The organism is Marinobacter sp., from assembly GCF_048269445.1.
Classification (GTDB): domain Bacteria; phylum Pseudomonadota; class Gammaproteobacteria; order Pseudomonadales; family Oleiphilaceae; genus Marinobacter.
Genome location: NZ_JBLXIQ010000010.1, coordinates 112,830 through 138,060, shown reverse-complemented (window position 1 = coordinate 138,060; position 25,231 = coordinate 112,830). Strand labels below are relative to the sequence as shown.

21 protein-coding genes are annotated in these 25,231 nt (G+C 56.2%); 15 read left to right on the top strand and 6 right to left on the bottom strand.

The annotated features are described in order from the left end of the window. The first annotated feature begins 12 nt into the window (after window positions 1–12). The 7 genes from ACN0XM_RS18450 (at window position 13) to ACN0XM_RS18420 (ending at window position 6,907) form a co-directional block, all read left to right on the top strand. A complete protein-coding gene (locus ACN0XM_RS18450) occupies window positions 13–525 on the top strand; it encodes a prepilin-type N-terminal cleavage/methylation domain-containing protein (RefSeq protein ID WP_417568401.1) in 513 nt (170 codons plus the stop codon). A 42-nt stretch (window positions 526–567) separates the two neighbouring features. Beyond that, the gene (locus tag ACN0XM_RS18445; RefSeq protein WP_417568400.1) at window positions 568–1,041 is read left to right on the top strand and encodes a type IV pilin protein; all 474 of its coding nucleotides are present in this window, start codon (window positions 568–570) and stop codon (window positions 1,039–1,041) included. A gap of 75 nt (window positions 1,042–1,116) precedes the next feature. After that, entirely contained in the window at window positions 1,117–1,578 is a 462-nt protein-coding gene (locus ACN0XM_RS18440; protein WP_417568399.1) for a type II secretion system protein, read from the top strand. Continuing rightward, complete coding sequence (locus ACN0XM_RS18435) at window positions 1,575–2,066, top strand: type IV pilus modification PilV family protein (RefSeq protein WP_417568398.1); 492 nt, start codon at window positions 1,575–1,577, stop codon at window positions 2,064–2,066. Before ACN0XM_RS18440 ends, ACN0XM_RS18435 begins: the two co-directional genes overlap by 4 nt. Continuing rightward, the gene (locus tag ACN0XM_RS18430) at window positions 2,066–2,851 is read left to right on the top strand and encodes a type II secretion system protein (RefSeq protein WP_417568397.1); all 786 of its coding nucleotides are present in this window, start codon (window positions 2,066–2,068) and stop codon (window positions 2,849–2,851) included. The genes ACN0XM_RS18435 and ACN0XM_RS18430 overlap by 1 nt, the downstream gene beginning before the upstream one ends. After that, on the top strand, window positions 2,841–3,254 hold the full coding sequence (locus tag ACN0XM_RS18425; protein WP_417568396.1) for a hypothetical protein: 414 nt from the start codon (window positions 2,841–2,843) through the stop codon (window positions 3,252–3,254). The genes ACN0XM_RS18430 and ACN0XM_RS18425 overlap by 11 nt, the downstream gene beginning before the upstream one ends. A 53-nt stretch (window positions 3,255–3,307) precedes the next feature. Next, the gene (locus ACN0XM_RS18420) at window positions 3,308–6,907 is read left to right on the top strand and encodes a DUF6701 domain-containing protein (RefSeq protein WP_417568395.1); all 3,600 of its coding nucleotides are present in this window, start codon (window positions 3,308–3,310) and stop codon (window positions 6,905–6,907) included. A gap of 82 nt (window positions 6,908–6,989) precedes the next feature. Here the strand turns inward: ACN0XM_RS18420 and ntrC are convergent, their stop codons facing one another. From ntrC to glnA, 4 genes are all read right to left on the bottom strand, one after another. Further along, the gene (ntrC, locus tag ACN0XM_RS18415; RefSeq protein WP_417568394.1) at window positions 6,990–8,417 is read right to left on the bottom strand and encodes a nitrogen regulation protein NR(I); all 1,428 of its coding nucleotides are present in this window, start codon (window positions 8,415–8,417) and stop codon (window positions 6,990–6,992) included. Further along, a complete protein-coding gene (glnL, locus tag ACN0XM_RS18410) occupies window positions 8,414–9,508 on the bottom strand; it encodes a nitrogen regulation protein NR(II) (RefSeq protein WP_417568393.1) in 1,095 nt (364 codons plus the stop codon). The genes ntrC and glnL overlap by 4 nt, the downstream gene beginning before the upstream one ends. Window positions 9,509–9,773: 265 nt before the next feature. After that, on the bottom strand, window positions 9,774–10,298 hold the full coding sequence (locus ACN0XM_RS18405; RefSeq protein WP_417568392.1) for a DUF4124 domain-containing protein: 525 nt from the start codon (window positions 10,296–10,298) through the stop codon (window positions 9,774–9,776). A gap of 177 nt (window positions 10,299–10,475) precedes the next feature. Then, entirely contained in the window at window positions 10,476–11,879 is a 1,404-nt protein-coding gene (gene glnA, locus ACN0XM_RS18400) for a glutamate--ammonia ligase (RefSeq protein ID WP_417568391.1), read from the bottom strand. 556 nt (window positions 11,880–12,435) lie between these two features. On the opposite strand from glnA, the gene typA reads away from it, so the two are divergent. From typA to ACN0XM_RS18375, 5 genes are all read left to right on the top strand, one after another. Continuing rightward, window positions 12,436–14,247, top strand: coding sequence for a translational GTPase TypA (gene typA / locus ACN0XM_RS18395; protein ID WP_417568390.1), 1,812 nt, complete (start codon window positions 12,436–12,438; stop codon window positions 14,245–14,247). Window positions 14,248–14,388: 141 nt separating this feature from the next. After that, window positions 14,389–15,351, top strand: a complete 963-nt coding sequence (gene pip, locus ACN0XM_RS18390; RefSeq protein WP_417568389.1) for a prolyl aminopeptidase — start codon at window positions 14,389–14,391, stop codon at window positions 15,349–15,351. A 92-nt stretch (window positions 15,352–15,443) separates the two neighbouring features. Beyond that, on the top strand, window positions 15,444–15,902 hold the full coding sequence (gene dtd, locus ACN0XM_RS18385; protein ID WP_417568388.1) for a D-aminoacyl-tRNA deacylase: 459 nt from the start codon (window positions 15,444–15,446) through the stop codon (window positions 15,900–15,902). A 498-nt stretch (window positions 15,903–16,400) separates the two neighbouring features. Next, window positions 16,401–17,402, top strand: a complete 1,002-nt coding sequence (locus ACN0XM_RS18380) for a porin (RefSeq protein WP_417568387.1) — start codon at window positions 16,401–16,403, stop codon at window positions 17,400–17,402. Between the two features lie 89 nt (window positions 17,403–17,491). Continuing rightward, entirely contained in the window at window positions 17,492–18,358 is an 867-nt protein-coding gene (locus tag ACN0XM_RS18375) for a CYTH domain-containing protein (protein ID WP_417568386.1), read from the top strand. On the opposite strand, the gene ACN0XM_RS18370 is transcribed toward ACN0XM_RS18375, so the two are convergent. After that, the gene (locus ACN0XM_RS18370; RefSeq protein ID WP_417568385.1) at window positions 18,355–19,503 is read right to left on the bottom strand and encodes a potassium channel family protein; all 1,149 of its coding nucleotides are present in this window, start codon (window positions 19,501–19,503) and stop codon (window positions 18,355–18,357) included. The genes ACN0XM_RS18375 and ACN0XM_RS18370 overlap by 4 nt on opposite strands. A gap of 80 nt (window positions 19,504–19,583) precedes the next feature. Here ACN0XM_RS18370 and glnE point away from each other — a divergent pair, with 80 nt between their 5' ends. The 3 genes from glnE (at window position 19,584) to ACN0XM_RS18355 (ending at window position 23,986) form a co-directional block, all read left to right on the top strand. Continuing rightward, window positions 19,584–22,490: a bifunctional [glutamate--ammonia ligase]-adenylyl-L-tyrosine phosphorylase/[glutamate--ammonia-ligase] adenylyltransferase gene (glnE, locus tag ACN0XM_RS18365; protein ID WP_417568384.1), complete on the top strand. Its 2,907-nt coding sequence runs from the start codon at window positions 19,584–19,586 to the stop codon at window positions 22,488–22,490. Between the two features lie 76 nt (window positions 22,491–22,566). Next, window positions 22,567–23,493 carry a branched-chain amino acid transaminase gene (locus ACN0XM_RS18360; protein ID WP_417568383.1) on the top strand — a complete coding sequence of 309 codons (927 nt, stop codon included), beginning with the start codon at window positions 22,567–22,569 and terminating at the stop codon, window positions 23,491–23,493. 85 nt (window positions 23,494–23,578) lie between these two features. Further along, on the top strand, window positions 23,579–23,986 hold the full coding sequence (locus ACN0XM_RS18355; RefSeq protein WP_417568382.1) for a DUF6165 family protein: 408 nt from the start codon (window positions 23,579–23,581) through the stop codon (window positions 23,984–23,986). A gap of 67 nt (window positions 23,987–24,053) precedes the next feature. Here ACN0XM_RS18355 and ACN0XM_RS18350 read toward each other — a convergent pair whose 3' ends face one another. Then, window positions 24,054–25,118 (bottom strand): glycosyltransferase family 9 protein, encoded by a 1,065-nt coding sequence (locus tag ACN0XM_RS18350; protein ID WP_417568381.1) that lies wholly within the window; start codon window positions 25,116–25,118, stop codon window positions 24,054–24,056. Between the last annotated feature and the right edge of the window lie 113 nt (window positions 25,119–25,231).

Sequence of the window (25,231 nt, the reverse complement as noted above, 5' to 3'; positions counted from 1 at the left end):
CGAGGCTGACCTATGAAGCGGGATAACAGTACGAATAAATCGCAGGGTTTCACCCTGATCGAGCTGGTGGTGGTCATTGCCATCCTGGCGATTCTGGCAGCCTTTGCATTGCCACGATTTGCCCAGCTGTCTGAGCAGGCGCATCAGTCCAGCATCCGGGCGACGGCAGGTGCACTTGCGGCGGGTGTGGCGCTGACCAAGACCCAGTGGGTATCCAATGGGTTCACCAGCGCTCGGACCAATGTGGTGGGCTTTGGTAACGACAACGTGGACGTGAGCAACGACGGCTGGCCGGTATCCGTTGCATCCGACTCCAGTGACACCACCATGGACGCCACCGAATGCGAAGAGGTCTGGCTGGGCGTGTTGCAGTCGAATGCTCCGACCGTAAGCACTACTGCTCCAGCGGACTACATAATTTCGATTAATGGTGGGAATTGTGTGTTCACCTATCAAGCAGACAGCCAAGGCAGCACCATTGCGTATGATGCTGATACTGGAGAAATAATCACAACCATTAACTGATAAAACTGAAAGCCAACTGGTAATCAAAAACGGAGTAGTACCATGAAAGCGATGACAGCGATTGCAGCAAGAAAAGAGAAAGGTTTCACCCTGATCGAACTGGTTATGGTGATTGTGATTCTGGGGATTCTGGCGGCGTTTGCTTTGCCGAGGTTTGCGGATTTGGGGGGTGATGCCCGCTCCGCGACAGTCGAAGGCGCTGTTGGCTCAGTCAAGTCTGCAGCAGCTATTGCCCATTCTGCATGGCTGGCTGATGGCAGTTCCCCAGCAAACGTTGCATTGGAGGGAGCCGCAAGTGTTCCAATGAGTAGCGCTGGCTATCCGACAGCAACGACGGCAGGCATTGGTGAAGCAGCTCAGATCAATGATGATTTCACTGTTACGCCCCCAGGGACTCCCGATGGCACGGCGGTTGTCACAGTGACGGGGTTCACTGCGAATCCGGCAAACGAGTGCCAGTTCACCTATGACGAGAGCGATGGATCTGTCTCGGCACTCGTCACTACGGGTTGCTAAATTAAGCCATATAGTTATGTGCCGGATTAGCGAGAGCGCAAATCGGCACTAGGATGTAGGAAACTTGGAGGGGGCATGAGGTTAGCGAACGCCCCGAGCGAATCGGGGTTCACCCTCGTAGAGCTGGTCATGGTCATTATCCTGATCGGAGTTCTCTCTGCGCTTGGCATCGGGCTGTTCGCCAGCCGCTCGGCCTTCTCCCCCCTGCTGGCGACTCAGCAACTTGCCTCCGCCACGCTGCTTGCCCAACAGGCAGCGCTGGCGGGGAACCCTGCCAACACGCTGACTGTTGAACAAGACGCCGACAGTTTTCGATTTACCGTCGGTGGTGGCACCAGTAATCCACGTATCTTTGAGCTGTCCCGGCAAGGCGCGGGCCTCTCTGTCGCCGGCGGCCTGCCCCTTACCTTGATATTTAACCCGGAAGGCGCCCCTGCGACTGGTGCGAATCTTCAATTCACATTCGCGGGTGACAGCAGTTTCCAGACCTGCCTCAGTTCCCTGGGGGCAGTCTACGCCGGGAGCTGCCAGCCATGAGAGTAGCCCAGGGCGGTGCCACGCTGGTCGAACTGGTGATCACGATTGTGATCATCAGCGTGGCTATTGCCGGCGTTGTCGGGGCATTTTCGCTGATTGCCGGGCGCAGTGCGGACCCGTTGAACCAGACCCGGGCGGTGCAACTGGCGCAGCTGTATATGGATGAAATTATCAGCAGGAAGTATGACGACGCGACGCCTCCGGGTGGTGTTCCGAAGTACTCAGGAAGTTGCAACATCGGTCCGGAAGGCAGCGAAGCTCGATCGAACTTCAATGATGTAGACGACTACCACGGAACCTCTGATTCGCCGCCCCGCGACGCTGAAGCAATATTGACTGGCTACCCGGGGTTCACCGTTGATGTGGCTGTGTCCTGTGCCGGTGGCGACGTTGGGCTGTCTTCATCAGAGGCCAAGCGAATCGATCTCATAGTGACGGCCCCTGGCAGTCAGGTTTTCGCATTCTCGGCTTACCGGGCGAATTTCTGATGAACAAAGCGAGAGGCTTTACCCTCGTTGAGCTGGTCATGGTCATCGTGCTGCTGGCGATCGTGGCAACGATTTCTGTGCAGTTCGTTACCCTCTCTACCCGGGGGGCAATTGATGTCAGTTCCAGGCAACAACGGGCCTTTAGTGGTGTCGTCATCAGTGAACAGATCACCAGGGCGCTGAGGGAAGCCTTGCCCGGCTCCGTGCGTGTTAACCCCGATGGCAGCTGCATTGAGTGGATGCCGGTGGTTGCAGTGTCCAATTACCTGAATCTGCCCTCAGGAGGCAATCCGGACTCGTTCGAAGCGGTGCCTTTGGCCGGTGGCGTCTCCGCGAATGGGCGAGTGGTGGTTTACGGCTACGGCAGCAATCTTTATTCAACGGGTAGCCCGGGACCGCTTTCTCCACCGGCAACGCTTCCAGCCGGGCCTTCCCCCGTCACAGTGACCTTCGATGCCGGTGCTACGCATCGTTTTGCAGCCCAGTCTCCCGAGCGCAAGTTTTTTCTGATTGAAGACCCCCGGACGTTTTGCCAGCAGGGCCGGTTTCTCTATCGTTACCGTGACTACGATATCCAGTCTTCGGTCGCGGTCGCTTTACCAACAGGAATGCCCGAACGGGAAGTTCTTACTGCCAACCTGGTGCCCGGTTCGCTGGTTTTTGAAGTCGTACCGCCCACGCTTCAGAGATCCGGGGTAGTGTCTCTCGGTTTTCAACTACAGAGTCCTGAGTCCGGTGAAATAACGAATATCAGTCAGGAGGTACAGATCCGAAATGTCCCCTGATCCCTTTATCAGAAAACACCGTGGTGCCGGCTTGCCTGTGGCCCTGTTTGTCATCACGGTCCTGGCCTTGGTGGTGGCTGCCATGGCAAACATTCAGCAGGGCACCGGTGAGGCCGTGAGTTTGCAGATTCAATCCCAGCGTGCCTTATTCGCCGCTGAAAGCGGCGCGCAGGTCGGGGTGCGTCAGGTCCTGGCGGGTGGGGCCTGTGGCGCGTTGACGTCTCCAAAAGTGTTTTCGGCAACCGGTCTGGCTGGGTGCCGTGCGGTTATAAGCTGTGAGTCCATTTCGGCGGAACTCAATGGCAGCAGCCCCGAGGAAGTGATTTTTACACTGACGAGTGCGGGGCGTTGTGGCAGTGGTCTGGATCTGGCGGAGCGGATAGTCGAGGTGAAAGTCCGATGAGAAGTATGAACGTCGAGCCTCAACGTGGACCTGATCGGCCAGGAAGTTGGGCCTTGTTATGGCTCATGTTGATTGTGCCGCAATGGGCTTACGCCGAGTGTTCCCCATTTGCAGGTCTTGCGAGCATCAATGAGATCTCCGAGAAGGACGGTTTCATCGAGCTCAAGCGCCTTTCCTCCAGCGTGCCGGCATCCGAATACGAAACCTGGCGGCTGGAGTTCTGCGCGTTAACCGGTAATGGAAATAACATATCAACGGAGTGCAGCGGCCTGCGCTCCGTTGCTCTGGCCAGCCAGAACACTTCTCCGTGGCTCGTCATGGATAGCACCGACCTCGGAAACCGCCAGATCAACCTTCAGGGCATGGATGTCAGGCTGTCGGACTCGATGGACAGAACCATCGATTATATTCGTGTTGGCAGCTCGGTGAGCGGATCAGAGGATTCCACGTGCTCCTCTAGCCCGGATGAGTTGCCCTTTGACACTCAACTGACCCTTGTGGGCGGAGAAAGTGGCAAGTACGCCCGTCGAGACCCGGATGGCACGGGTGACTGGGCAATGGGTTCCGGTGGGTCCGGGGGTAAAGATACTGGCGGAAATACTAACGACGACGGTGTAACGGGGCCTGTCATCAGCGTTGATAATGTCACTATGCTTCAGGGCGAGACAGCGACGTTTACCGTCACGCTAGGATCCGCAGCCAGCAGAGACATACTGATTGATTATGGAACCTTTGACAGTAGCGCTACCCAGGGTGTTGATTACGTCAGTCGGGCCGGCACTCTGACGATTCCTTTGGGCCAGACTCAGGGGACCGTAAGCGTGCCAACGCTTCAGAGCGGTGCGATGAGCCAAAGGCAGTTCCTGCTCCGTATCAGTCGGGCCCGCGACGATGCTGGTGATCGCTATGGAATTCTTGAAAGTGAGGTCGGGGTTGGCAACATTCTTCCGGCCCCGGTCGGGGACTGGCATTTTGACGAGGGCCCCTGGAACGGCTCGCCCGGAGAAGTGCTTGATTCCTCCGGAAATGATTTACATGGTCGCGCCGTTAACGCCACCCGGTTTTCGATTGACAGTCCGGCGCGACCGGGAAGCCCCGGCACCTGTGGGTATGGAGATTTTGACGGAACGGGTGGTCAGTTTATTGAAGTAAGTGACCAGCCAGAACTGGACCTTCCTGGACCGATGACCGTCAGTACCTGGATTAATGTGAGACGATTCCCGGGAAATGGAATAAATACGATCGTCTCGAAAGACGAGAATTTTGAATTTCACATAAACTCGAATCGAGAGGTTTACTGGTGGTGGCGGACCAGTAACGGCGGCACTCACTCGTTCACAACGAACGGGGCCAATCTGGTTGCAGGCCAGTGGTATCACATTGCCGTTGTTTACCAGAGCGGCTTGCAGCAGATCTTTGTGAACGGCGTCGAACGGGGTCGCGCCACTCGCTCTGGTAATCTGATGACCAATGGCGATCCTCTCCACATTGGACAAGACCAGTTCTTCTCTGGACGCTATTTTGATGGCCTGATCGACGAAGTAGCCGTTTATAAATCCGCGCTCAACAGTGAAGGAGTGGGTGCACTGTATCGGCGGGTTCGCCCCTGTGCTTTCAACCGGCTTGATGGCTTTGAGGTGAGTGTGCCGGCTACGGCGAGTGTTTGTGGTGTGGCAGAAGTTACCGTTCGTGCGTTCGACCAGAACGGAAGCACCCTGTCAGGTTACGACGGTTCTGTTTCACTTCGGACCAGTTCAGGTAGCGGCAACTGGAGCGCGGGCGCTCCAGATATTCCGGTCGGAGTCTTTACGCCCAACCCCGACACTGATAACGACGGATTTGTGAGCTATCAATTCAGCTCGGCAGATGGTGGGTCGGTCTCTTTTTCGCTGGAAAATGCGACAGCGGATCAGTTAACCGTACTTGCCGAAGATCTTGGGGCTGGAGTCCAGGGAATTTCGGGGCCGGTACAGTTTCAGGAAAATGCCTTTGTGATCGGGAGCATTGATGGCAATGGGGCAGATATTGTAGCCGAGCGAGACCATGCCTTTGAGGTGAGTGCGGTCCGGCGCGATCCCGCGACCGGAGAGTGCGGCCTGGTGCCCGACTACAACGGCCAGATTGATCTCAAAGCCTGGTTGTCCCGCAGCGGCGATGATGCCGGGGGAGTGGCACCTGCCCTGGATGGCGGTGCAGGCTCTTCAACGTTGGGCAACACTACGCCCGCGTCTGACAACCTGACGTTGATGTTTAACGGTGGTTCCGCCAACTTTACGCTGTCTACCGCCGATGTTGGGCAATACCGGCTCAACCTTCTGGATAACACTTCCGGCATTATTGTGGATGTTGGTGGGGCTCCTGTCCCGCTGGCTGGATCTGGCGCCCTGTGGACCGTCAGGCCAGATCGTTTTTCTCTCTTCATAACGGATAACCCCGCCGCCGCCAGTGCTAACGGCACGGCGTTCCGGGCAGCCGGTGCACCTTTTGAGCTGGTATTGCAAGCGGTTGGCGCCGCGGGCAACTCCCTGCCGGGGTTTGGTCAGGAAGGTTCACCGCAGGGTGCCGACCTTACGCACGGTTTATTGCAACCGTCCGGTGGTGTGGCTGGCCTCTTGTCTGGAACGGTTTCGGTGCCCGGTAGCTCCTTCAGTGGGGGCACGGCTCTGGTCGGTGACCTGAGCTGGAATGAGGTGGGTATTCTGGAGCTTACGGCAAACAACCCCGGCTACCTGGGGGCAACTCCGGCGTTTAATGGAACCTCGGGGGCCGTTGGCCGATTCGTTCCTGATCGATTTGAGCTTGCCATTGCGCCCGGTGAGCTGGCAGCTTTTTGCAGTGCTGGCGCGCCATTTGTCTATTCTGGACAACCTGCGACATGGTCGGTGGTTCCCGAGTTGACGATATCGGCCATGGGGCCGGGTAGTTACGTAACCCGGAATTACACGCAGGGCGGCTTTATGAAGTTGACGGCGGCGGCCATTTCCCGAGCCGGCCCTGTTAAGGATAACTCTGCAACTGACCTTGCTGGTGGCGATTACCCTGTTACTGCAAACCTTGAACCGGGGCTGCTCTCAGTAACAAATCCTGGCGTTCTGACCTATTCGTTTTCAACCAATGATGAGCTCATCTTTGGCAAATCCGTACAGACCCGGGTGGCGCCGTTCACCCCGGATATCACGGTATTTGTTAATGACGTGCGGGATTCGGATGGAGTATCGGCGCCTGGGGCGCCCTATGCCGTGCTGCCTTTAGCGCCTCTGGAATTAAGGTACGGTCGTTGGCAGATTGAAAATGTCTACGGGCCGGAGGATGTGGATGCTCTGTCTATGTCGTTTCAGGCACAGTTCTGGAACGGGAGCCGCTTTGTCGCTCATGCTTCGGATAGCTGTTCAAACTGGTCGACCGCCCTGATTTCAGATCCCGAGGTGCACCATAGCTTGGTCGCGAATTCGGGAGTTCTGACGGGTGGGTCTGGAGGCCCACTCCGGCTAGAGCCAAAAGGCACACAAGGGACGGATACCTTGTTGTGGGATGTTCCTTCCTGGCTTGAGGACGATTACGACGGCGATGGCTCGCTCGGTGATCCCCGAGGCCTTGCCACCTTCGGCGTCTATAGAGGCCATGACCGGGTCATATACTGGCAGGAGCGGTAACTAACGGGGTTATAAAAAAAGGGTCAGATGAACTTTTCATCTGACCCCAAAACATCAACGAACCCCGGCGGTTCGCCAATCGTCAATCGTCCTCATGCTCCGGATGATCCATCCCCAGCTCATTGATCTTCCGGGTCAGCGTATTCCGGCCCCAGCCCAGCAGGATTGAGGCATCGCGCCGCCGTCCCCCCGTGTGCTTGAGGGCGGTTTCAATCATGATCTTCTCGAACTCCGGAACAGCGGTATCAAGTATGCCTTTCTTGCCGCGTTTCAGTTCCTGTTCCGCCCAGTTTTTCAGCCCCTCCTGCCAGGTGGTTCCGGTGGTGGGAGCTTCTGCCTGATGCAGCAGCTCGGGCGGCAGGTCATCGATGTGAATTTCCCGACCGCTGGCCATGACAGTGAGCCACCGGCAGGTGTTTTCCAGCTGGCGGACGTTGCCGGGCCAGGGCATTGTGGTCAGATATTCTTCAGCGTCCGGGCGCAGGATTTTGGTCTCTACGGCCAGTTCCTTGGCGGCACGCTTCAAAAAATGCTGCATCAGGCGAGGGATGTCCTCCCGGCGTTCTGCAAGCTTGGGCAGGTGCACGCGGATGACGTTCAGACGGTGGAACAGGTCCTCCCGGAAGGTGCCGGCCTGCACCAGTTTTTCCAGGTCCTGGTGGGTTGCGGCAATAATCCGAACATCGACCTTTATGGGTGTGGTGCCGCCAACCCGGTAAAACTCGCCATCGGCCAGAACACGCAGAAGGCGGGTCTGGGTATCGGCAGGCATGTCCCCGATTTCATCCAGGAACAGAGTGCCGCCATTAGCTTGTTCAAAGCGGCCTTGGCGGGCGGCAGCAGCGCCGGTAAAGGCCCCTTTCTCGTGGCCGAACAGTTCCGACTCGATCAGGTCCTTGGGGATGGCGGCCATGTTCAGCGCAATGAACGGGTGCTTGGCCCGGGGGCTGTGGTTATGTAGCGCCTGCGCCACGAGCTCTTTACCGGTGCCGCTTTCGCCATTGATCAGTACGGTAATGTTGGAATGGGAAAGCCGGCCAATGGCCCGGAAAACTTCCTGCATGGCCGGCGCTTCACCGATGATTTCGGCGGCGCGCTGAGTGCTTTCTGCCGGCGGTTCTGCACTGGCACGTTTTTCGTGGCTGTGGGCAACGGCGCGTTTGACCAGTGCCACAGCATCATCCACGTCGAACGGCTTGGGAAGGTATTCGAAAGCCCCTGTCTGGTAACTGGTAACGGCACTTTCCAGGTCAGAGTGGGCGGTCATAATGATAACGGGCACGTCCGGATGCACTTCCACGATCTGGGAAAGCAAGGTGATGCCGTCAACACCGGGCATCCGGATGTCGCTGACGATGGCATCCGGTTGCTCGTGTTCCAGTCGCATCATGATGCTTTCGCCACTGTCAAAAGCCCGGGGCTGCATACCGGCCTGGTTAAGGGCGCGCTCCAGCACCCAGCGAATACTGCGGTCGTCGTCTATGATCCAGACGTTTGCCGGTTGGCTCATGGGGTGTCCTCCAGAGGCAGGAAGATGATGAAGTCGGTTCGTCCTGGTTCGCTCTCGCATTCGACCAGTCCATGGTGTTGTCCGATGATGCTCTGAGTAATTGAAAGGCCCAGGCCTGTGCCGCTGGCACGGCCACTGATCATCGGATAGAAAATGTTCTGAAGCAGATCTGGCGGTATGCCCGGGCCGTTATCAATAACGTCGATCCGGCACACCAGGCGATGGCGTCGATGGCCGATCGTAAACTGGCGCAGGGTGCGGGTCCGGAAGGTAATGGTTGGCGGTTCGCCGCTGCGGTGGCCAGCCTGGTTCTCGAACGCGGCTTCCATGGCATTGCGGGCAATGTTCAGAAAAGCCTGAATCAGTTGCTCCTTATCACCCCGGAACTCGGGAATGCTTGGGTCGTAGTCCCGGCTGAATTGCAGGCGGCCCTTGCTTTCGGCTTCCAGTAACGTGCCTACCCGCTCCAGCACCTCGTGGATGTTCGTGGGTGCCAGTTTGAGCGCCTTGTTCGGGCCGAGCATCCGATCTACAAGGCTCCTCAGGCGATCAGCCTCGTCGATGATTACCCGGGTGTACTCTCGCTGATCCTCGCTGTTGAGCTCCCGATCCAGAAGCTGGGCGGCACCACGAATTCCCCCCAGCGGATTCTTGATCTCGTGGGCCATACCCCGGACCAGAATGCGGGTGGTTTCCTGCTGGGAGATGATGTCCTCTTCACGGCTGATCCTCAGTAACCGGTCCCTTGGCTGTATTTCAATCAGAAGCTCGATCGGTTCCAGGCTGATGGGGGTGACTGAGTAATCCACGGTGAGGCGCGAGCCGCTGGTTAACAGGAATTCGGCCTCACGCCGGGTGTAGGACTGACCGTTGTCGACGGCGGCAAACAATGTTTTCAGGGCATCTTCGGAATCGACAAGAATGTCACGGAAGGGCTGGCCGTGGCTGCGGGTCATGCTGGTTTCGAACAGGCTTTCTGCGGCCGGGTTGAGATACTGTATGTTCAGGTTACCTTCCAGCACCAGGACCGCCGAGGTGAGGCTGTCGAGAATGCTTTTGTATCCGATTGCGTGGGCCGAAGGCAGTGCCATGGGAGATATCCGTTGGTTCGACATGGTATTACCTCCGGAGTTTTGCAAAAAGCGAACCACTTTGGGCCGGGCTCAAAAATGAGTGGGCAAAGTGCGGGCATAGGGCCATATCGGTGTTGAAATGTGCCGTAAGCTGGTGCAAATGGAGAAGTACCTCCTGACCAGTCCGAAAAAATCGCCCCGTTGCTGATCAGAGTATGGCTGTTTTCTGGTGCGCGCGCACCAAAACAGTGCGGCGCATTGGGGGGGTAGTGAGGCGGTTTGGCTAGTTTGCTGCGGAGGGGCGGTGAACGGTGAAGGAAACGGACGGACCGGTTTTTACCTGAACGCCCTTTTCATCCACGATGTGAACGCGGGCTTGGTGAGTTCCACGATAGACATTGCTAACGGTAACCGAGCCGGAAGCGCTTTGGCCAACGGGCTGGCCATCCAGGGTTATTTCGTATTTGTGACCAGGTTGCAGGCCGGGTGTGCTGCGGACCTCGAACTGGATATCACCGCTACCACTGTAAAAGGCCTGATTGTTATCGGGATACACAAAGGCGACGCTCTCATAGGCTGCGCCCTCTCGCTGAACCTCTTCACGAAGCTTGTCGGTTTCCTGCACCACCTCGGGCTTGGGCAGAGTGATGGTAGTGACCGGTTTGACCTCTACGGCTTCAGCGCCCTCGCTCGGTTCATCGGAGAACGTGACATTGCCGTAGGCATCGACGTTACGGTAGACCTCGGCGGAGGCCGGGACCGCCAGAATTAAGAGAAGGCCGGCAACCAATCCAGACATTGGATTCATAAGCTCACCTGTCATTGGGTTTTACCGATTATCGGCGGCACCCGTGGGCATTTCAACGCCTTGGGGCGGGATGTTGGTTACATATCGTTAAGGGCTGCAGGCAATGTGCTTTTGCGCACAAAAAAAGCCCCGCGCGGGGCGGGGCTTTGCTGCTCTTAAGCTCTCGGGAGAGAGGTTTTAGCAGGAGTAGTACAGCTGGAACTCAACCGGATGAGTGGTCATGTTCAGTTTCTCAACTTCACCGCGCTTCAGATCAATGTAGCCGGCGATCATGTCTTCAGTGAACACGCCACCGCGGGTCAGGAACTCGTGATCTTCTGCCAGGCAGTCCAGGGCTTCAGACAGGGTTTCCGCAACCTTCGGGATGTTGAGGGCCTCTTCCTTCGGCAGGTCATACAGATCCTTGTCCATGGCATCGCCAGGGTGGATCTTGTTCTGGATGCCGTCCAGGCCAGCCATCATCAGGGCAGCGAAAGCCAGGTACGGGTTGGCCGCCGGATCAGGGAAACGAACTTCAATACGACGCGCTTTCGGACTGTTCACGTAAGGGATACGGATGGAGGCCGAACGGTTACGAGCGGAGTACGCAAGCATAACCGGTGCCTCGTAGCCAGGAACCAGACGCTTGTAGCTGTTGGTTGCCGGATTGGTAAAGGCGTTGATGGCCTTGGCGTGCTTGATAACCCCGCCAACGTAATACAGGGCCGCTTCGCTCAGGCCGGCATAGCTGTCGCCTGCGAACAGGTTCTTGCCATCTTTGCTCAGGGACATGTGTACGTGCATGCCGGAACCATTGTCACCAACCACTGGCTTGGGCATGAAGGTCGCTGTCTTGCCATAAGCGTGTGCCACGTTGTGTACGCAGTACTTCAGGATCTGAACTTCGTCAGCTTTCTTGGTCAGGGTGTTGGCGCCAACGCCGATTTCACACTGGCCAGCGGTGCCCACTTCGTGGTGGTGAACTTCGATTTCCAGGCCCATGGACTCCATGGCGGCACACATGGCGCCACGCAGGTCGTGCAGGCTGTCTACGGGCGGAACCGGGAAGTAGCCGCCTTTAACGCCTGGGCGGTGACCGATGTTGTTGCGGTCGAAGTCTTCGCCGGATACCCAGGCGGCCTCTTCAGAGTGGATGTGATACGAAGCACCTTGCATGTCTACGTTCCATTTAACGGAATCAAAGACAAAGAACTCCGGCTCCGGGCCGAACAGGGCACCATCGGCGATGCCGGTGGACTTGAGGTATTCCTCGGCACGACGGGCAACGGAACGGGGGTCGCGCTCATAACCCTGCATGGTGGTAGGTTCTACGATGTTGCAGGTGATGTTGACTGTGGTTTCTTCGGTGAACGGATCGAGTACTGAGGTCTCGTCGTCCGGCATCAGGATCATGTCGGATTCGTTGATGCCCTTCCAGCCGGCAATTGAGGAGCCGTCAAACATCTTGCCGTCTGCGAAAAAGTCTTCATCTACTTCGGTGGCTGGCAGCGTCACGTGCTGCTCTTTACCGCGGCTGTCAGTAAAGCGCAGGTCAACCCATTTGACTTCGTGTTCTTTGATCAAATCAACTGTCTTGGACATTGTGCATGCTCCATAAGTTATACCGCACTGGCGGCTGTATTCATGTTCGTGGTGCCGGATCGCTCATAATACTGAGTTCCGATCTGCTTCTCAGGTTTGCGCAGCTTAGCAAATGCCGGTGCGTCTTACCTGCAAATTTCGGCTGCTTTCGATAAAGCAAGGCGCTTGCCAATTTTTAGGGCATGCTCCAGAACTGCGCAACTGCAAGGGTTTGGGGCAGGTTCAGGTTGAATGCACGTTTGCCAGGCTGGACCTTGCACTCAATTGGCGCACTTAATTGGTGCGTTAATTGTTTGGGTGCGCCAAATGAGTGCGATCATTGCCCAAAGAGTAGGCGTTTTTCTTGATATTAACGACACCGACTTTTCGCTATACTACGCGCCGCTTCATTTTCATCCTGCCATTTCGAGATTCTGGATCAAGTAGATCCACGCAGGGTGCCGGACAGTCAGTTCCGGTGAATGAGTTCATTTTACGGATTTGAGACGGCATGTGCAGGGATTCCCCTGCGAACGACCCTCTCAGGTCATTTAGTGCATGCCGCAGGATTATTTTTGTGATTGAAAAACTTCGTAATATCGCCATCATTGCCCACGTTGACCACGGTAAAACCACGCTGGTTGATCAGCTGTTGCGTCAGTCCGGCACGTTGGACCGAAAAGAGCTCGAAAGCGAGCGGGTTATGGATTCCAACGACCAGGAAAAAGAGCGTGGGATTACCATTCTGGCCAAGAATACGGCCCTGAAATGGCATGACTACGACATCAACATCGTTGATACCCCTGGCCACGCTGACTTCGGTGGCGAGGTTGAGCGTGTTATGAGCATGGTTGACTGTGTGTTGTTGGTTGTCGATTCCATCGACGGCCCGATGCCGCAAACGCGTTTCGTGACTCAGAAGGCGTTTGCCGCCGGTCTTCGCCCGATTGTGGTAGTCAACAAGATTGACCGTCCCGGTGCCCGCCCGGACTGGGTTGTGGATCAGGTGTTTGATCTGTTCGACAACCTGGGTGCGACTGATGAACAGCTGGACTTTCCCATTGTTTTTGCCAGTGCCCTGAATGGCATTGCCGGAATGGACCATGAAAACCTGGATGACAACATGGATGCCGTGTTCCAGGCCATCGTTGATCATGTGCCTGCGCCGAACGTCGATATGGACGGTCCTTTCCAGATGCAGATTTCCCAGCTGGATTACAACAGCTTCCTGGGCGTGATCGGTATTGGCCGCATCGCGCGGGGCAAGATCAAAACCAATTCGCCGGTGACTGCGATTGGCGCCAATGGCAAGAAGCGCAATGGTCGTATCCTGAAGATCATGGGGCACTCCGGTTTGCAGCGCGTTGAAGTGGATGAGGCCCAGGCTGGTGATATTGTCTGCGTGAGCGGTATGGACCAGCTGTTTATCTCCGATACCCTGTGTGATCAGGCCAATGTTGAGGCCCTGCCGCCACTTACGGTGGATGAGCCGACCGTGTCCATGACCTTCCAGGTAAACGATTCGCCCTTCGCCGGCAGGGAAGGCAAATACGTTACCAGCCGGAACATCAAGGAGCGGCTGGAGAAGGAATTGCTGCACAACGTGGCGCTGCGCGTTGAAGAAGGCGAATCGGCAGACAAGTTCAAAGTGTCCGGCCGGGGCGAACTGCACCTTTCCGTGCTGATTGAGAACATGCGCCGCGAGAATTTTGAGCTGGCCGTAGGTCGCCCGGAAGTTGTCATCAAGGAAGTGGATGGCGTGAAGCAGGAGCCCTATGAGAATGTCATCGTTGACATTGAAGAGCAGCATCAGGGCCCGATCATGGAGCAGATGGGGCTGCGTAAAGGCGACCTGACCAACATGGTACCGGACGGCAAGGGGCGTATGCGTCTTGAGTACACCATTCCGGCTCGTGGTCTTATCGGTTTCCGTAATACGTTCCTGACCATGACCTCAGGTACTGGCATCCTGACCTCGACCTTCAGCCATTACGGCCCTGTCAAGGTTGGTGATGTGACCAGTCGCCAGAACGGTGTCATCGTCTCCATGGCAACCGGTACCGCGCTGACCTACTCGCTGGAAACCCTGCAAAGTCGTGGCAAGCTGTTCCTGGACCCGGGCCAGGAAATCTACGAAGGCCAGCTTTGCGGCATTCACAGCCGCGACAACGACCTGGTGGTCAACCCCACCAAGGGCAAGAAGCTCGACAATATGCGCGCCTCTGGCAAGGATGAAGTTATCGCGCTTGTGCCGCCGATCAAGCACACGCTTGAGCAAGCGCTGGAGTTTATCGATGACGACGAGTTGGTAGAGGTGACGCCGAAATCAATTCGCCTTCGAAAAAAGCTTCTGACCGAGAACGAGCGCAAGCGAGCGAACAAAAAGTAAGGCATTGTGTGAAATCGGGGTCAAAAGAAAGCTTTCTTCTGACCCTGGGCTTACTCCAAAAGGGGCGGATGACATTCTCATCCGCCCCTTTTTCATTGGCTTAAGCTAAACTCCGGTTACATCCTTTTTCCGGAGCGCTTCATGCTCACCTTGTACCCTGAAATCAAACCCAATGCCCAACACCGTATTGCTGTTGATGCGCCGCACGAGCTCTATGTTGAGGAAAGCGGCAACCCGGATGGCATTCCTGTTCTTGTGGTCCACGGCGGCCCCGGCGGCGGCTGCGAGGATTACCATCGGCGCTTCTTCGATGCTGAACGTTTCCGAATCATTCTGATGGACCAGCGTGGCGCAGGAAGGTCGACCCCCCTGGCGGAACTTGAAGGCAACAGTACCGATAAGCTGGTTGAAGATATGGAGGCTGTGCGCTCCTTTCTCGGCGTCGACAAATGGCTGCTGTTCGGTGGCAGTTGGGGTTCGACCCTTAGCCTGGTCTATGCCCAGGCCCACCCCGAGCGAGTGTTGGGGCTGGTTTTGCGAGGCATCTTTCTCTGTCGCCCACGCGATATCCAGTGGTTTTACCAGGATGGCGCAAGCCGGGTGTTTCCGGATTACTGGGCCGACTTTGAGGCACAGATCCCTGAGGCGGAGCGTGGCGACATGGTCGCCGCCTATTATCAGCGGCTAACCAGTACCAACGAACTGGAGCAGATTCAGGCCGCCAAGGCCTGGTCTGTATGGGAGGGCCGGTGCGCAACCCTGCAGCCGAATCCGAGGGTGGTTGAGCACTTTGGTCATCCCCATGTTGCCATCGCCCTGGCTCGTATCGAATGCCACTACTTCATGAACTCCTCATTCCTGGAACCTGATCAGATCCTGCGGGATGCAGGCAGGCTATCGGACATTCCGGGCGTAATCGTCCATGGCCGTTATGATATGGTCTGCCCTCTTGAGAACGCCCTGGCGCTGAGCATGGCCTGGCCCGAAGCGGAGTTTCAGATTATCCGGGATGCCGGCCATTCCGCCTCCGAACCTGCAATTATCGATGCCCTGATTCGTGGTGTTGAGTCCGTCATTGCGAAATCCGAGAAAAGTGTCGGCTAAGTCCCTTTCTCGGGGTTGCGACCGGTCACTGCCGTGGATAAACTCGGTGCCGATTTTTAATTCTTTCTGTTCATTTTTCTTTTGGGTAGTTGATGAAAGGGCTGATCCAGCGAGTATCGGAAGCCAGTGTTACGGTGGATGGTGAACAGGTAGCCTCAATTGGAACAGGGCTGCTTCTCTTGCTGGGTATCGAAAAGGAAGATGGTGAAAGAGAGGCAAGGGAGCTGTTCCGAAAAGTCCTCACGTATCGTGTATTCCCCGATGAGGCGGGCCGGATGAACCGAAGCCTGGCAGATATCGGGGGTTCCCTTCTTATAGTCCCACAGTTTACGTTGGCGGCCGACACGTCGTCGGGCACGCGGCCGGGGTTTTCACTCGCGGCCGGCCCCGATGAGGCTAACCAGTTATACCGGCTTTTTGTGGCTGAAGCCCGCTCAAGGCTTGACCCTGAAAAAGTGGGTGAGGGGGCGTTCGGTGCTGATATGAAAGTCGGGTTGGTGAATGACGGACCGGTAACCTTTCTGCTTGAGGTCGTACAAAGGCGTGAATAAGTACTTGCACTAATATCGGGCATCTCCGTTGCTACTGATTTTTGTTGGTGCAAAAAGCCCGGTAAATGAGAGTAAGTGCATTGAGGAATGTTCTTTTTGTTGTTTTAAGATTTTGATTATAAAAGGTTAATGTGTTTTTGGCCTCGGAATTGAATCGTAACTGCCATAGGGCTCGTGAGCACGTTAAAGCATAAATACTTGCGTTTCTGGTGCCAAAAGAGCTAAAAATGCATCGTCAATCATTTGCAAAAAGTGAATGGTTGTATTAAAACAGGTTCATCATGCAGAGCTTTAATAATGCCCTGTAACTAATTGAGCCATATAGAGCTGCCTTTCGGTGGTTTTAATCTAAAAAGAAGAAAAGTTACCCCTCTGTCACAAAACTGACATCGGCGTAATGCAGAATCGGCCTCATCCAGCCTGACTGGTGAAGCCTTACAAAATCGGGATAAGAACCCGTCGCTAAAACCTGAGTTAACTCAAAAAGGAAGACGCAACATGAAAAAAACACTCATCGCATCTGCTATTGCAGCCGCTACTTTCTCTGGCGCTGTTGCAGCCCAGGAAAGCAACATGCCGACTGTGTACGGTAACATCCAGTACGCGCTCTCCCATACCAACGTAGATGGCGGCGGTTCAACCGTTGATCATTTCGACAACGGCACCACCTTGGGTGTTAAACACGACCACGAAATTGCACCGGGCATCACTGGCTTCCTGAAGCTGGAACTGGAAGGTATCAACGCCGATGACAAAGCTGCGAGCAGCGGCATCGACAAGCTTGATGAGGCTTACATCGGTGTTAAAGGCGACAGCTTTGGTCAGGTATGGGTTGGTTCAGACGACTCCACATATGAAAGCGCTATCGACAAGATTGTAAACTTCCACGAAGTTGGCACTGGCATTGGTGGTAGCTATGAGACTGGTGAAGGCGATCTGATCCAGTATATGTCTCCGTCCTTCGGCGGCCTGACTGTAGGTGGTGCCGTTCAGGTGAACGGTGACGGCGATGCAAGCAACAACGGCAAGTCCTATCCGTATCAGCTGGCTGCAATCTACTCTGTTGATGCCTTGGAGCTGGCCGTTGCCATGGACTCCAACGACGGCGGAAATGGTTACTCCAGCAACGGACCTGACGTAAACAACGAAAACACCTACGGCGTTCGTGCTACTTACGCCATGGGTGATCTGAGTCTGACCGGCGAATACCAGACTCGCAAAGACGTGTCTAACGAGTTCGGTGTGATTGGTGTGTACGCCCTCGGCGCCAACCAGTTCTCACTGGCCTACCAAGTAGTTGAAGACGATTCCCCAGGCGCATCTAACGGCGACAAGGAAGACGTTATCGCTCTGCAGGCTCTCCACAACCTGTCTGATAACATGTACGTCTACTTTGAAGGCTACATGTACTCCTCAGACGATGCAGCAGCATACACTCTCGAGAGTGGTTCCGGCGACGAGCAGACTGTCGCAGCTGTTGGTGGTGTTTACTACTTCTGATCAGCCAACCGGCTAATCCTGTAGTATGAAAACCGGCGACCTTTGGGTCGCCGGTTTTTCTGTTTCTGGAATCCGAAAAAGGGGTTGGCATGGCAACCGAACTGGAGATCAAGCTGAGCGTTTCTGAAGCCGCGCAGGGCCAGGCGCTAAAGTGGCTTTCGGATTGTTCCGCGGCACGTGTCGGCAACCGGGGGGCTCTGGTCAATCGTTATTATGATACGCCGGATGCCGAGCTGAATCGGGCAAAAGCCGCTCTGCGGATTCGCAAGGCGGGTGATGCCTACATCCAGACCCTGAAAACCCGCGGTGAGTTTGTCGACGGCGCCCATTGCCGGCAGGAGTGGGAATGGCCTTTAAGCGGTCCGGAGCTTGATCTTTCGCTACTGGAGGATACTCCGCTTCGGAACACGCTTGATCTCAAAAAATTGCAGGTGGTCTTCGAGACCAACTTTCAGCGCCAGGTGCTTTGGCTAGAGGATGGTCAGTCCCTGATTGAGGTGGCCGTGGACTCCGGCAGCATTGTCGCTGGCAAGGCCCGATGGCCGCTTCACGAAGTGGAGTTCGAGCTGAAATCCGGAGAGGGCGGGAAACTGGTGGAATGGGCGCTTGCGCTGGCCCGGGAGGTGCCAGTATTCCTGAATCTCGTCAGTAAGGCGGAACAGGGTTATTTTCTTGCGGGCATTTATCACCCGGAGGCAACCCGGGCCGGAGTTCCCATCTCGGTTACCGGGTTTCTTCAGGCGCTGAGCGTCGGTTGGTTGCTGGACCAGCCATTTGCGGTGAAGGACTATGATCTCGCCCGGGTTACAAGGGCGGCCGACGCAGCAGGCTGCCGGGAGCTGTGGCACCAGGTGAGCGCCGAACTCGCCCGGGGAGCCCCCGTCCGTGATCTCGCCAATGGCGCCAAAGAGTTGGGTGTGCTTCAGTTGCAGCTTGCTGCGACCGGGAGCGGTTAGCCGTCCTTTTCCGCCTGGTCTGCATGGTTTCGCCACTGTTTCAGGAACACCCGATAACGGTCCAGGGCTTCCTCTACGACAGACACATCAGGCGTTTCTGATGATTTGACAAGCACAATAAGGCCTTTGCCTTCTACCTCTTTGTTGGTCGCAGGATGGCAGATGACTTCATTATCGTTATCGATATAGGCCAGCGCGGTGCCGATGCCATGGCGCACCAGGGCGCTGACGATATCAGCCCAGTCCAGGTCATCCAGTTTCAGGTCATAGCGATGGGGGTGGTCGTGTTCGTAGTTGAACATGTCTTCCAGAACCTTTTCCGACCCCGGCGCGACCACTGAACGCACCATGATTTCGGGATAGGTTCGAACCGGGCGGATAGTGGTTCGTATTCCCAGTGTCTTGAAACGCCCCCGGTTGTCGTCGTTTACACACTCGACGATGGTGTGATTTCCGAGATTCAGCTCGGTCAGTCGATGGGCGATGTCGAACGTCAGACTGTCCGAATAGGGATCCGCTTCATCGGCGGCGAGCACGATAATGTGTCTGGCACTGCCTGCGTGAACCGCTTTCAGAGATTCCGCTTCAAAGCCGGCACCGTGATAGTGCACAACCCCGATGTCGGATAATTCCGTTGGCAGGCCCGAGGGAAACTGGCGAGTCAGTATCATGATTGGAATGGTTTCATAGCCCGGTATCGCCCGAATCTGGGAGGCAAACCGCATGAAATACTGCTCGCCACCGTGCTTGGGGGTGTTAATGATCACGATATGGTCATTCATTTTGTAAATCCATTTTCCCATGACAATGCGTTCCCGGCGATAGAACCGGTATTCGATGTAATCACTGATGATCAGCGTCAGCATGGTGATTGCGCCAACAAACATGATCAGTATGGTGCTGATCCGGCCCGTGTAGGTCTTTGGTGCGAAGTCGCCATAGCCCACGGTGGATATGGTTGTCATGGTGATCCAGACTGATTCGAACAGGGTCAGCTCTTCGACCGTCCAGATAACCAGAATCTGGAGCACCAGCAGACCAGCGAGGATCAGGAACAGGCGTTTCATCCGGTGGCGTATCAACCCCCCCATAGGGAGGTGGGTTGACTGATGCTCCGGGTTTAGCGGGCGGCGGTTTCTCTGCATCCGGCGGGTCGGCCTGTTCAGTTGCGGGTGAGTTCGTTATACAGTACCGGAAATATACCAGAGAGACAGGGGTTTGCATTATGTCCGAGCCATGGCACAGCCTTCCAAAACCGTTGGCCGAGGATGTGGCCGCGTGCTGGCAATCGGTTTTTCCCGATGGAGTTCCGGCATGGCTAACTTCGGCGGCGGAAATGGACGAGGCTGTGGTGGCCAAAGCACTGTCCCGTAGTGTGTTCCTGCGCCAGACCCTTGAGCGGCATTCTGGGCAGGTGCAGTCGCTGCTTGAATCGCGACAGCTGACAGAGCCGACGACCCCTGAGTATCTGAAGCAGCGATGGCAGGAATACCTGGATGACGTGGACGGTGAGCCTGCGCTGCATTCCGCGCTGCGCCAATTCCGTCGGGAATCCCAGTTCAGGATGATCTGGCGGGATTTGCTGCGCTGGGCGGATCTGGCGGAAACCATGGCGGCGACCAGTGCCTTTGCAGATATCTGTATTGAGGGTGCCCTGGACTGGCTCTATATGGATTCGTGTGAACAACATGGCACGCCCAGGGGCGCAGACCCGGTGACAGGTGAAGAGGCAGACCAGAGAATGGTTGTTCTCGGGATGGGCAAGCTGGGCGGCCGTGAGTTGAACGTGTCGTCCGATATTGACCTGATCTTCGCCTTTCCCAGCAAGGGCGAAACCCGCGGCGGCCGACGTTCTATGGACAACCAGCAGTTTTTTGTCCGCCTAGGTCAACGGCTGGTACAGGCTCTGGATCAGATAACGGCAGACGGTTTCGTGTTTCGCGTGGATATGCGCTTGCGGCCATACGGACAGAGCGGCGCACTGGCTCTGAGTTTTGCCGCCCTGGAAACCTACTATCAGGACCAGGGCCGGGACTGGGAGCGTTACGCCATGGTCAAGGCCAGGGTAGTAGCCGGTGATCAGCGGGCGGGTAAGGTGTTGATGGAAACCCTGCGGCCATTTGTCTACCGTAAGTACATTGATTTCAGTGCCTTTGAGTCCCTCCGTAGTATGAAGGCCATGATCAGCCGGGAGGTGCGACGCAAGGGGCTGGAAAACAACATCAAACTGGGCAGTGGTGGCATTCGTGAAATCGAGTTTGTGGTCCAGGCCTTCCAGCTGATTCGCGGTGGCCGCGACCGCGAACTCCAGCAGCGGGAACTGCTGGTAATTCTGAAAGAGCTGGAAGAGCTGGAGCTTCTGCCTTCTCAGGTCGTCAGGCAGCTGCGTGATGCCTATGTGTTTTTGCGCAACCTTGAACATGCCTTGCAAGGTATGGAAGACAAGCAGACCCAACTGCTGCCGGAAGACGAGTTGTCCCAGGTTCGAGTTGCGACGATTATGGGTTTCGAGAGCTGGCAAGCTTGTGAGGAGGCGCTTCGGGAGCATCGGGAGCGTGTTGCTACCCACTTTGCCAACATCATTGCCACGGAAGAGGACAATGAAGAAGGTCCGGCAACATTGGATGAGGGCTGGTTCGAGCTGTGGTTGGCGGAGATGGACGAGAACGCCGCGATGGATTGGCTGAAGTCCCGGGGCTATGAGAATACGGAGGCGAGTTCTGCCGAGATTGCCGAGCTGAGGGATAGTCGCACGGTCCAGACGCTGCAGACGCAGGGGCGCAAGAGGCTTAATCAATTCATGCCGGTTTTGCTTGCGGCGCTTACCGAAGTCGAAAATCCTTCAGAGACCCTGTCGCGCGTATTGCAGCTGGTGGAGGCGATATTGCGGCGTACCGCTTATATGGTTTTGCTGCTCGAAAACCCGGGTGCCCGCACCCAGCTCGTCCGGTTGTGTAGTGAAAGCCCCTGGATTGCGAGCCAGCTGGCGGAAACCCCATTGCTGCTGGATGAACTGCTCAACGCCGAGAGCCTTTACAACCCGCCGGCAAAAGCAGAGCTGCAGGATGACCTCCGACAGCAGATGTTGCGGATTCCCTTTGAGGATCTAGAAGAGCAGATGGAATCTCTACGCCACTTCAAAAAGGCCCATATTCTGCGGGTAGCGGCGTCCGAGCTAAAAGGGACGCTGCCGCTGATGAAAGTCAGCGACTATCTGACCTGGATCGCCGAGGTGGTCCTGGACCACGTGGTAGATGTGGCCTTTGCCAATCTCGTTAGCCGTCACGGCCATCCGAAAAAAGCCGATGGCTCCGCCTGTGAGACGGATTTCGCCATTATTGGGTATGGCAAGCTCGGCGGGATTGAGTTGGGCTATACCTCCGATCTTGATCTGGTCTTCGTGCATAGCGCCGATCCCGAACTGGCCACCGACGGTGAGAGGCCGATCGATAATGCGGTTTTTTACACCCGGCTCGGCCAGCGCATTGTCCATATTCTCAATACTCAGACTCCGTCCGGCCAACTGTACGAAGTGGATATGCGGCTCCGGCCGTCCGGCAACTCCGGCCTGTTGGTCAGTACACTGCAAGCCTTTGAAAAGTATCAGCGCGAGGATGCCTGGACCTGGGAGCACCAGGCCCTGGCGCGCGCCCGCGGTGTCGCCGGCTGTGTGGAAACGCTGGGAGCGTTTGAATCTATCCGGCACAACATCCTCTGCCAGCAAAGGGATCGCGCCAAGCTTCGCGCGGATGTGGTCGAGATGCGGGAGAAAATGCGTGTCAGTCTGGGCACGCCCGAGACCCGTCAGGCTGAAGTATTCCACATCAAACACGATACCGGTGGCATCATTGATATCGAGTTTATGGTGCAATACCTGATGCTGGCCTGGTGCTCCGAACATCCGGAGCTGACTCGATGGTCTGATAACATCCGGCAAATGGAAGAGTTGGGCCGGGCCGGTGTTATGGCGGTGGAGGACGCTGAGAAATTGCGAGAAAGCTATATTGCCCTGCGTTCCACCATTCACCGGCGGGCGCTCCAGAACCTTAATAGCCAGGTTGAGGGTGATGCCTTTCCGGAGGAGCGGGACTACATCCGTGCCATGTGGAAAAAAGTGATGATTGAGGCTTAAGGCAAATTCAATTCTGGCAGAAATTCCTGCTAGAATGCCGGTTCCCCGAAAACTGCTTTTTTAGGAGCAAACTAGCATGTCGATGGCTGATCGCGATGGCGTTATCTGGCTGGATGGCGAAATGGTTCCCTGGCGCGAAGCCAAAACCCACGTCCTGACTCACACCCTGCATTACGGCCTGGGCTGTTTTGAAGGTGTGCGGGCCTACAACACCGCGAACGGTCCGGCTATTTTTCGATTGAAAGAGCATACCGATCGCCTGTTCCGTTCCGCTCACATCCTGAACATGAAGATGCCGTTCAGCAAAGATGAATTGAACGCAGCCCAGTGTGCGGCAGTACGTGAAAACAATCTGGACGAAGCCTATATCCGTCCGATGGCGTTTCTGGGTTCCGAGGGTATGGGCCTGCGCGCCGATAACCTCAAGGTGCACGTAATGGTTGCTGCCTGGAGCTGGCCGTCCTATATGTCTCCGGAAGCCAAAGAGATGGGGATCAAAGTGCGCACATCGTCCTACACTCGCCACCATGTCAACATCACGATGTGTAAGGCCAAAGCCAACGGTAACTACATCAATTCGATGCTGGCTCTGAACGAAGCCATCTCCGGTGGTGCCGAGGAGGCTCTGCTGCTGGATAACGAAGGTTATGTGGCTGAGGGTTCCGGCGAGAACATCTTTATCATGCGCGACGGCGTGCTGCACACACCGGAACTGACCTCCTGCCTGGAAGGGATTACCCGTGCCACGATCCTCGATTTTGCCCGGGATCTGAATATTCCGGTTAAAGAGCGCCGGATTACCCGTGATGAGGTTTACATCGCCGATGAGGCCTTCTTCACTGGCACGGCGGCAGAAGTGCTTCCGATCCGTGAGTTGGACGGCCGTATCATTGGCGCTGGCAAGCGAGGACCGATAACCGAGAAACTTCAGGCGATGTACTTTGACGCAGTGAAGGGCAAACTGGCCCAGCACAATGGCTGGCTGACCCACGTAAAAGGCTGAGTTCAGAGGATTCGCAAGCCGCCGTTGACTGTTTCAGCCCGGCGGCTTTGTTTTTAGAAACTTTATTTACCTGTGGGGCGAGCAAATGGCAGACGTAATCAGGGTGCCGGTATCATTTGGCGAGGTGCTGGACAAAATCACCATTCTCGAAATCAAATCCGAGCGCATCAAGGATGAGACGAAGCTCAGAAACGTTCGGCTTGAGCTGGACGAACTGAGTGCTACCTGGGAGGACGCGGTAAAGGACAAGGCCTCCGAAATAGCCAGCCTACGCAAGCAGCTTAAGACCGTTAATGAGGATCTGTGGGAGATCGAAGACGACATCCGCGACCAGGAAGCGGCCCAGGACTTTGGTCCAAGGTTCATTGAGTTGGCGCGTGCGGTATACGTCACTAACGACAAGCGCGCCGCCATCAAGAAAGACGTGAATTTGGCTCTGGGCTCCCGTTTCGTGGAAGAAAAGTCCTACCAGGACTACACGGCCCGCAAGTGAAATGTGCGGTCAGATGAAGGTCGGATTAGCGCAGCGCAATCTGACAGTGACAAAAAACGGCGCCCGTTTATTCCGAATCGGGCGCCGTTTTCGATTCCGCCACCTGCTGAGCCTCTAACCACCGATCCAGCATGGCTATCGAATCCTCCACGGTAATCAATTCCATTGCCCCGTCAAACTCTGCCTTGGCCCCCCAGCGCGCCTGCTCGACGGTTTTCCCGGTAAACTTCTCCAGCGCTTCGGGGTAACGGTTTACACACCACTGCAGTGAGTTATAGGGCCCCGAGCGATAAGGGTTGCTTGCCGCATACAGGCCAATCACATCGGTGCCAACTGCGCTGGCAATATGGGCCGGCCCGGTATCGGGCGCCACCACCAGATCGGCGTGACTCATCAAAGCAGCCAGCTGTTTCAGGGTGTCCTTGCCGCAGATGTTGTGGGCCTTTTCCGCCATCGAAGATTCGATGGCGGCGCAGTACTCCCCCTCGAACGGGGCGGGACTGCCAACCAGAATGACCTTCATTCCGTGTTCCCGGATGGCATAGTCGGCGAGCTGCGCATAGCGCCCGGCCGGCCAGTTGCGGAGGGTGTGGCTGGCGCAGGGGCTGATGACAAGATTCCTTCGGTCGCTTGCCAGCTGAGCTCTGGCAAAGCCATGGTCATTCTCGCTTAGGGGCAGTTGCCAGCGTGGGGGTGCTGCCGTCAGCCCCAGTGGTTCAAGGAAACTGGCCAGGCAATCACGGACGTGCTGTTGTGGCGCGGGATTGATCCGGCGATTGATGAACAGACTGTGCAGATCCTTGCTGCGGGCCTTGTCATAACCGATCCTGACCTTGGCGGGGATGCACGCCGCTGCCAGATTGGCGCGAAAAGCCACCTGCATGTGAAGCAGGGCATCGAATTTCCGGCCCTTCATCTGCCTGCGAAGATCCGAATAGCCCCTCCGCCCGGCCTTTTTGTCGAAAATGATGAATTCGACACCGGGCAGGTCAGCTACCAGCTTGGCTTCGATCTTGCCAATTACCCAAGTGATCTTCACGCCGGGAACCTGTTCCTGAAGGCTCAGAACAACGGGTATCACGTGAGTAACGTCGCCAATGGCGGAAAGGCGAAGAATGCAGATGGAATTCATCAAAACTTGATCCATTTCAGGTTGGTGCCCGGTGCTGTGGAGCTTTGTCGGCAATCATTGGTAAACTGGCGGCCATTCTATCGTACTCGCGCTTGTGCGTCCCAGCGCGCGGG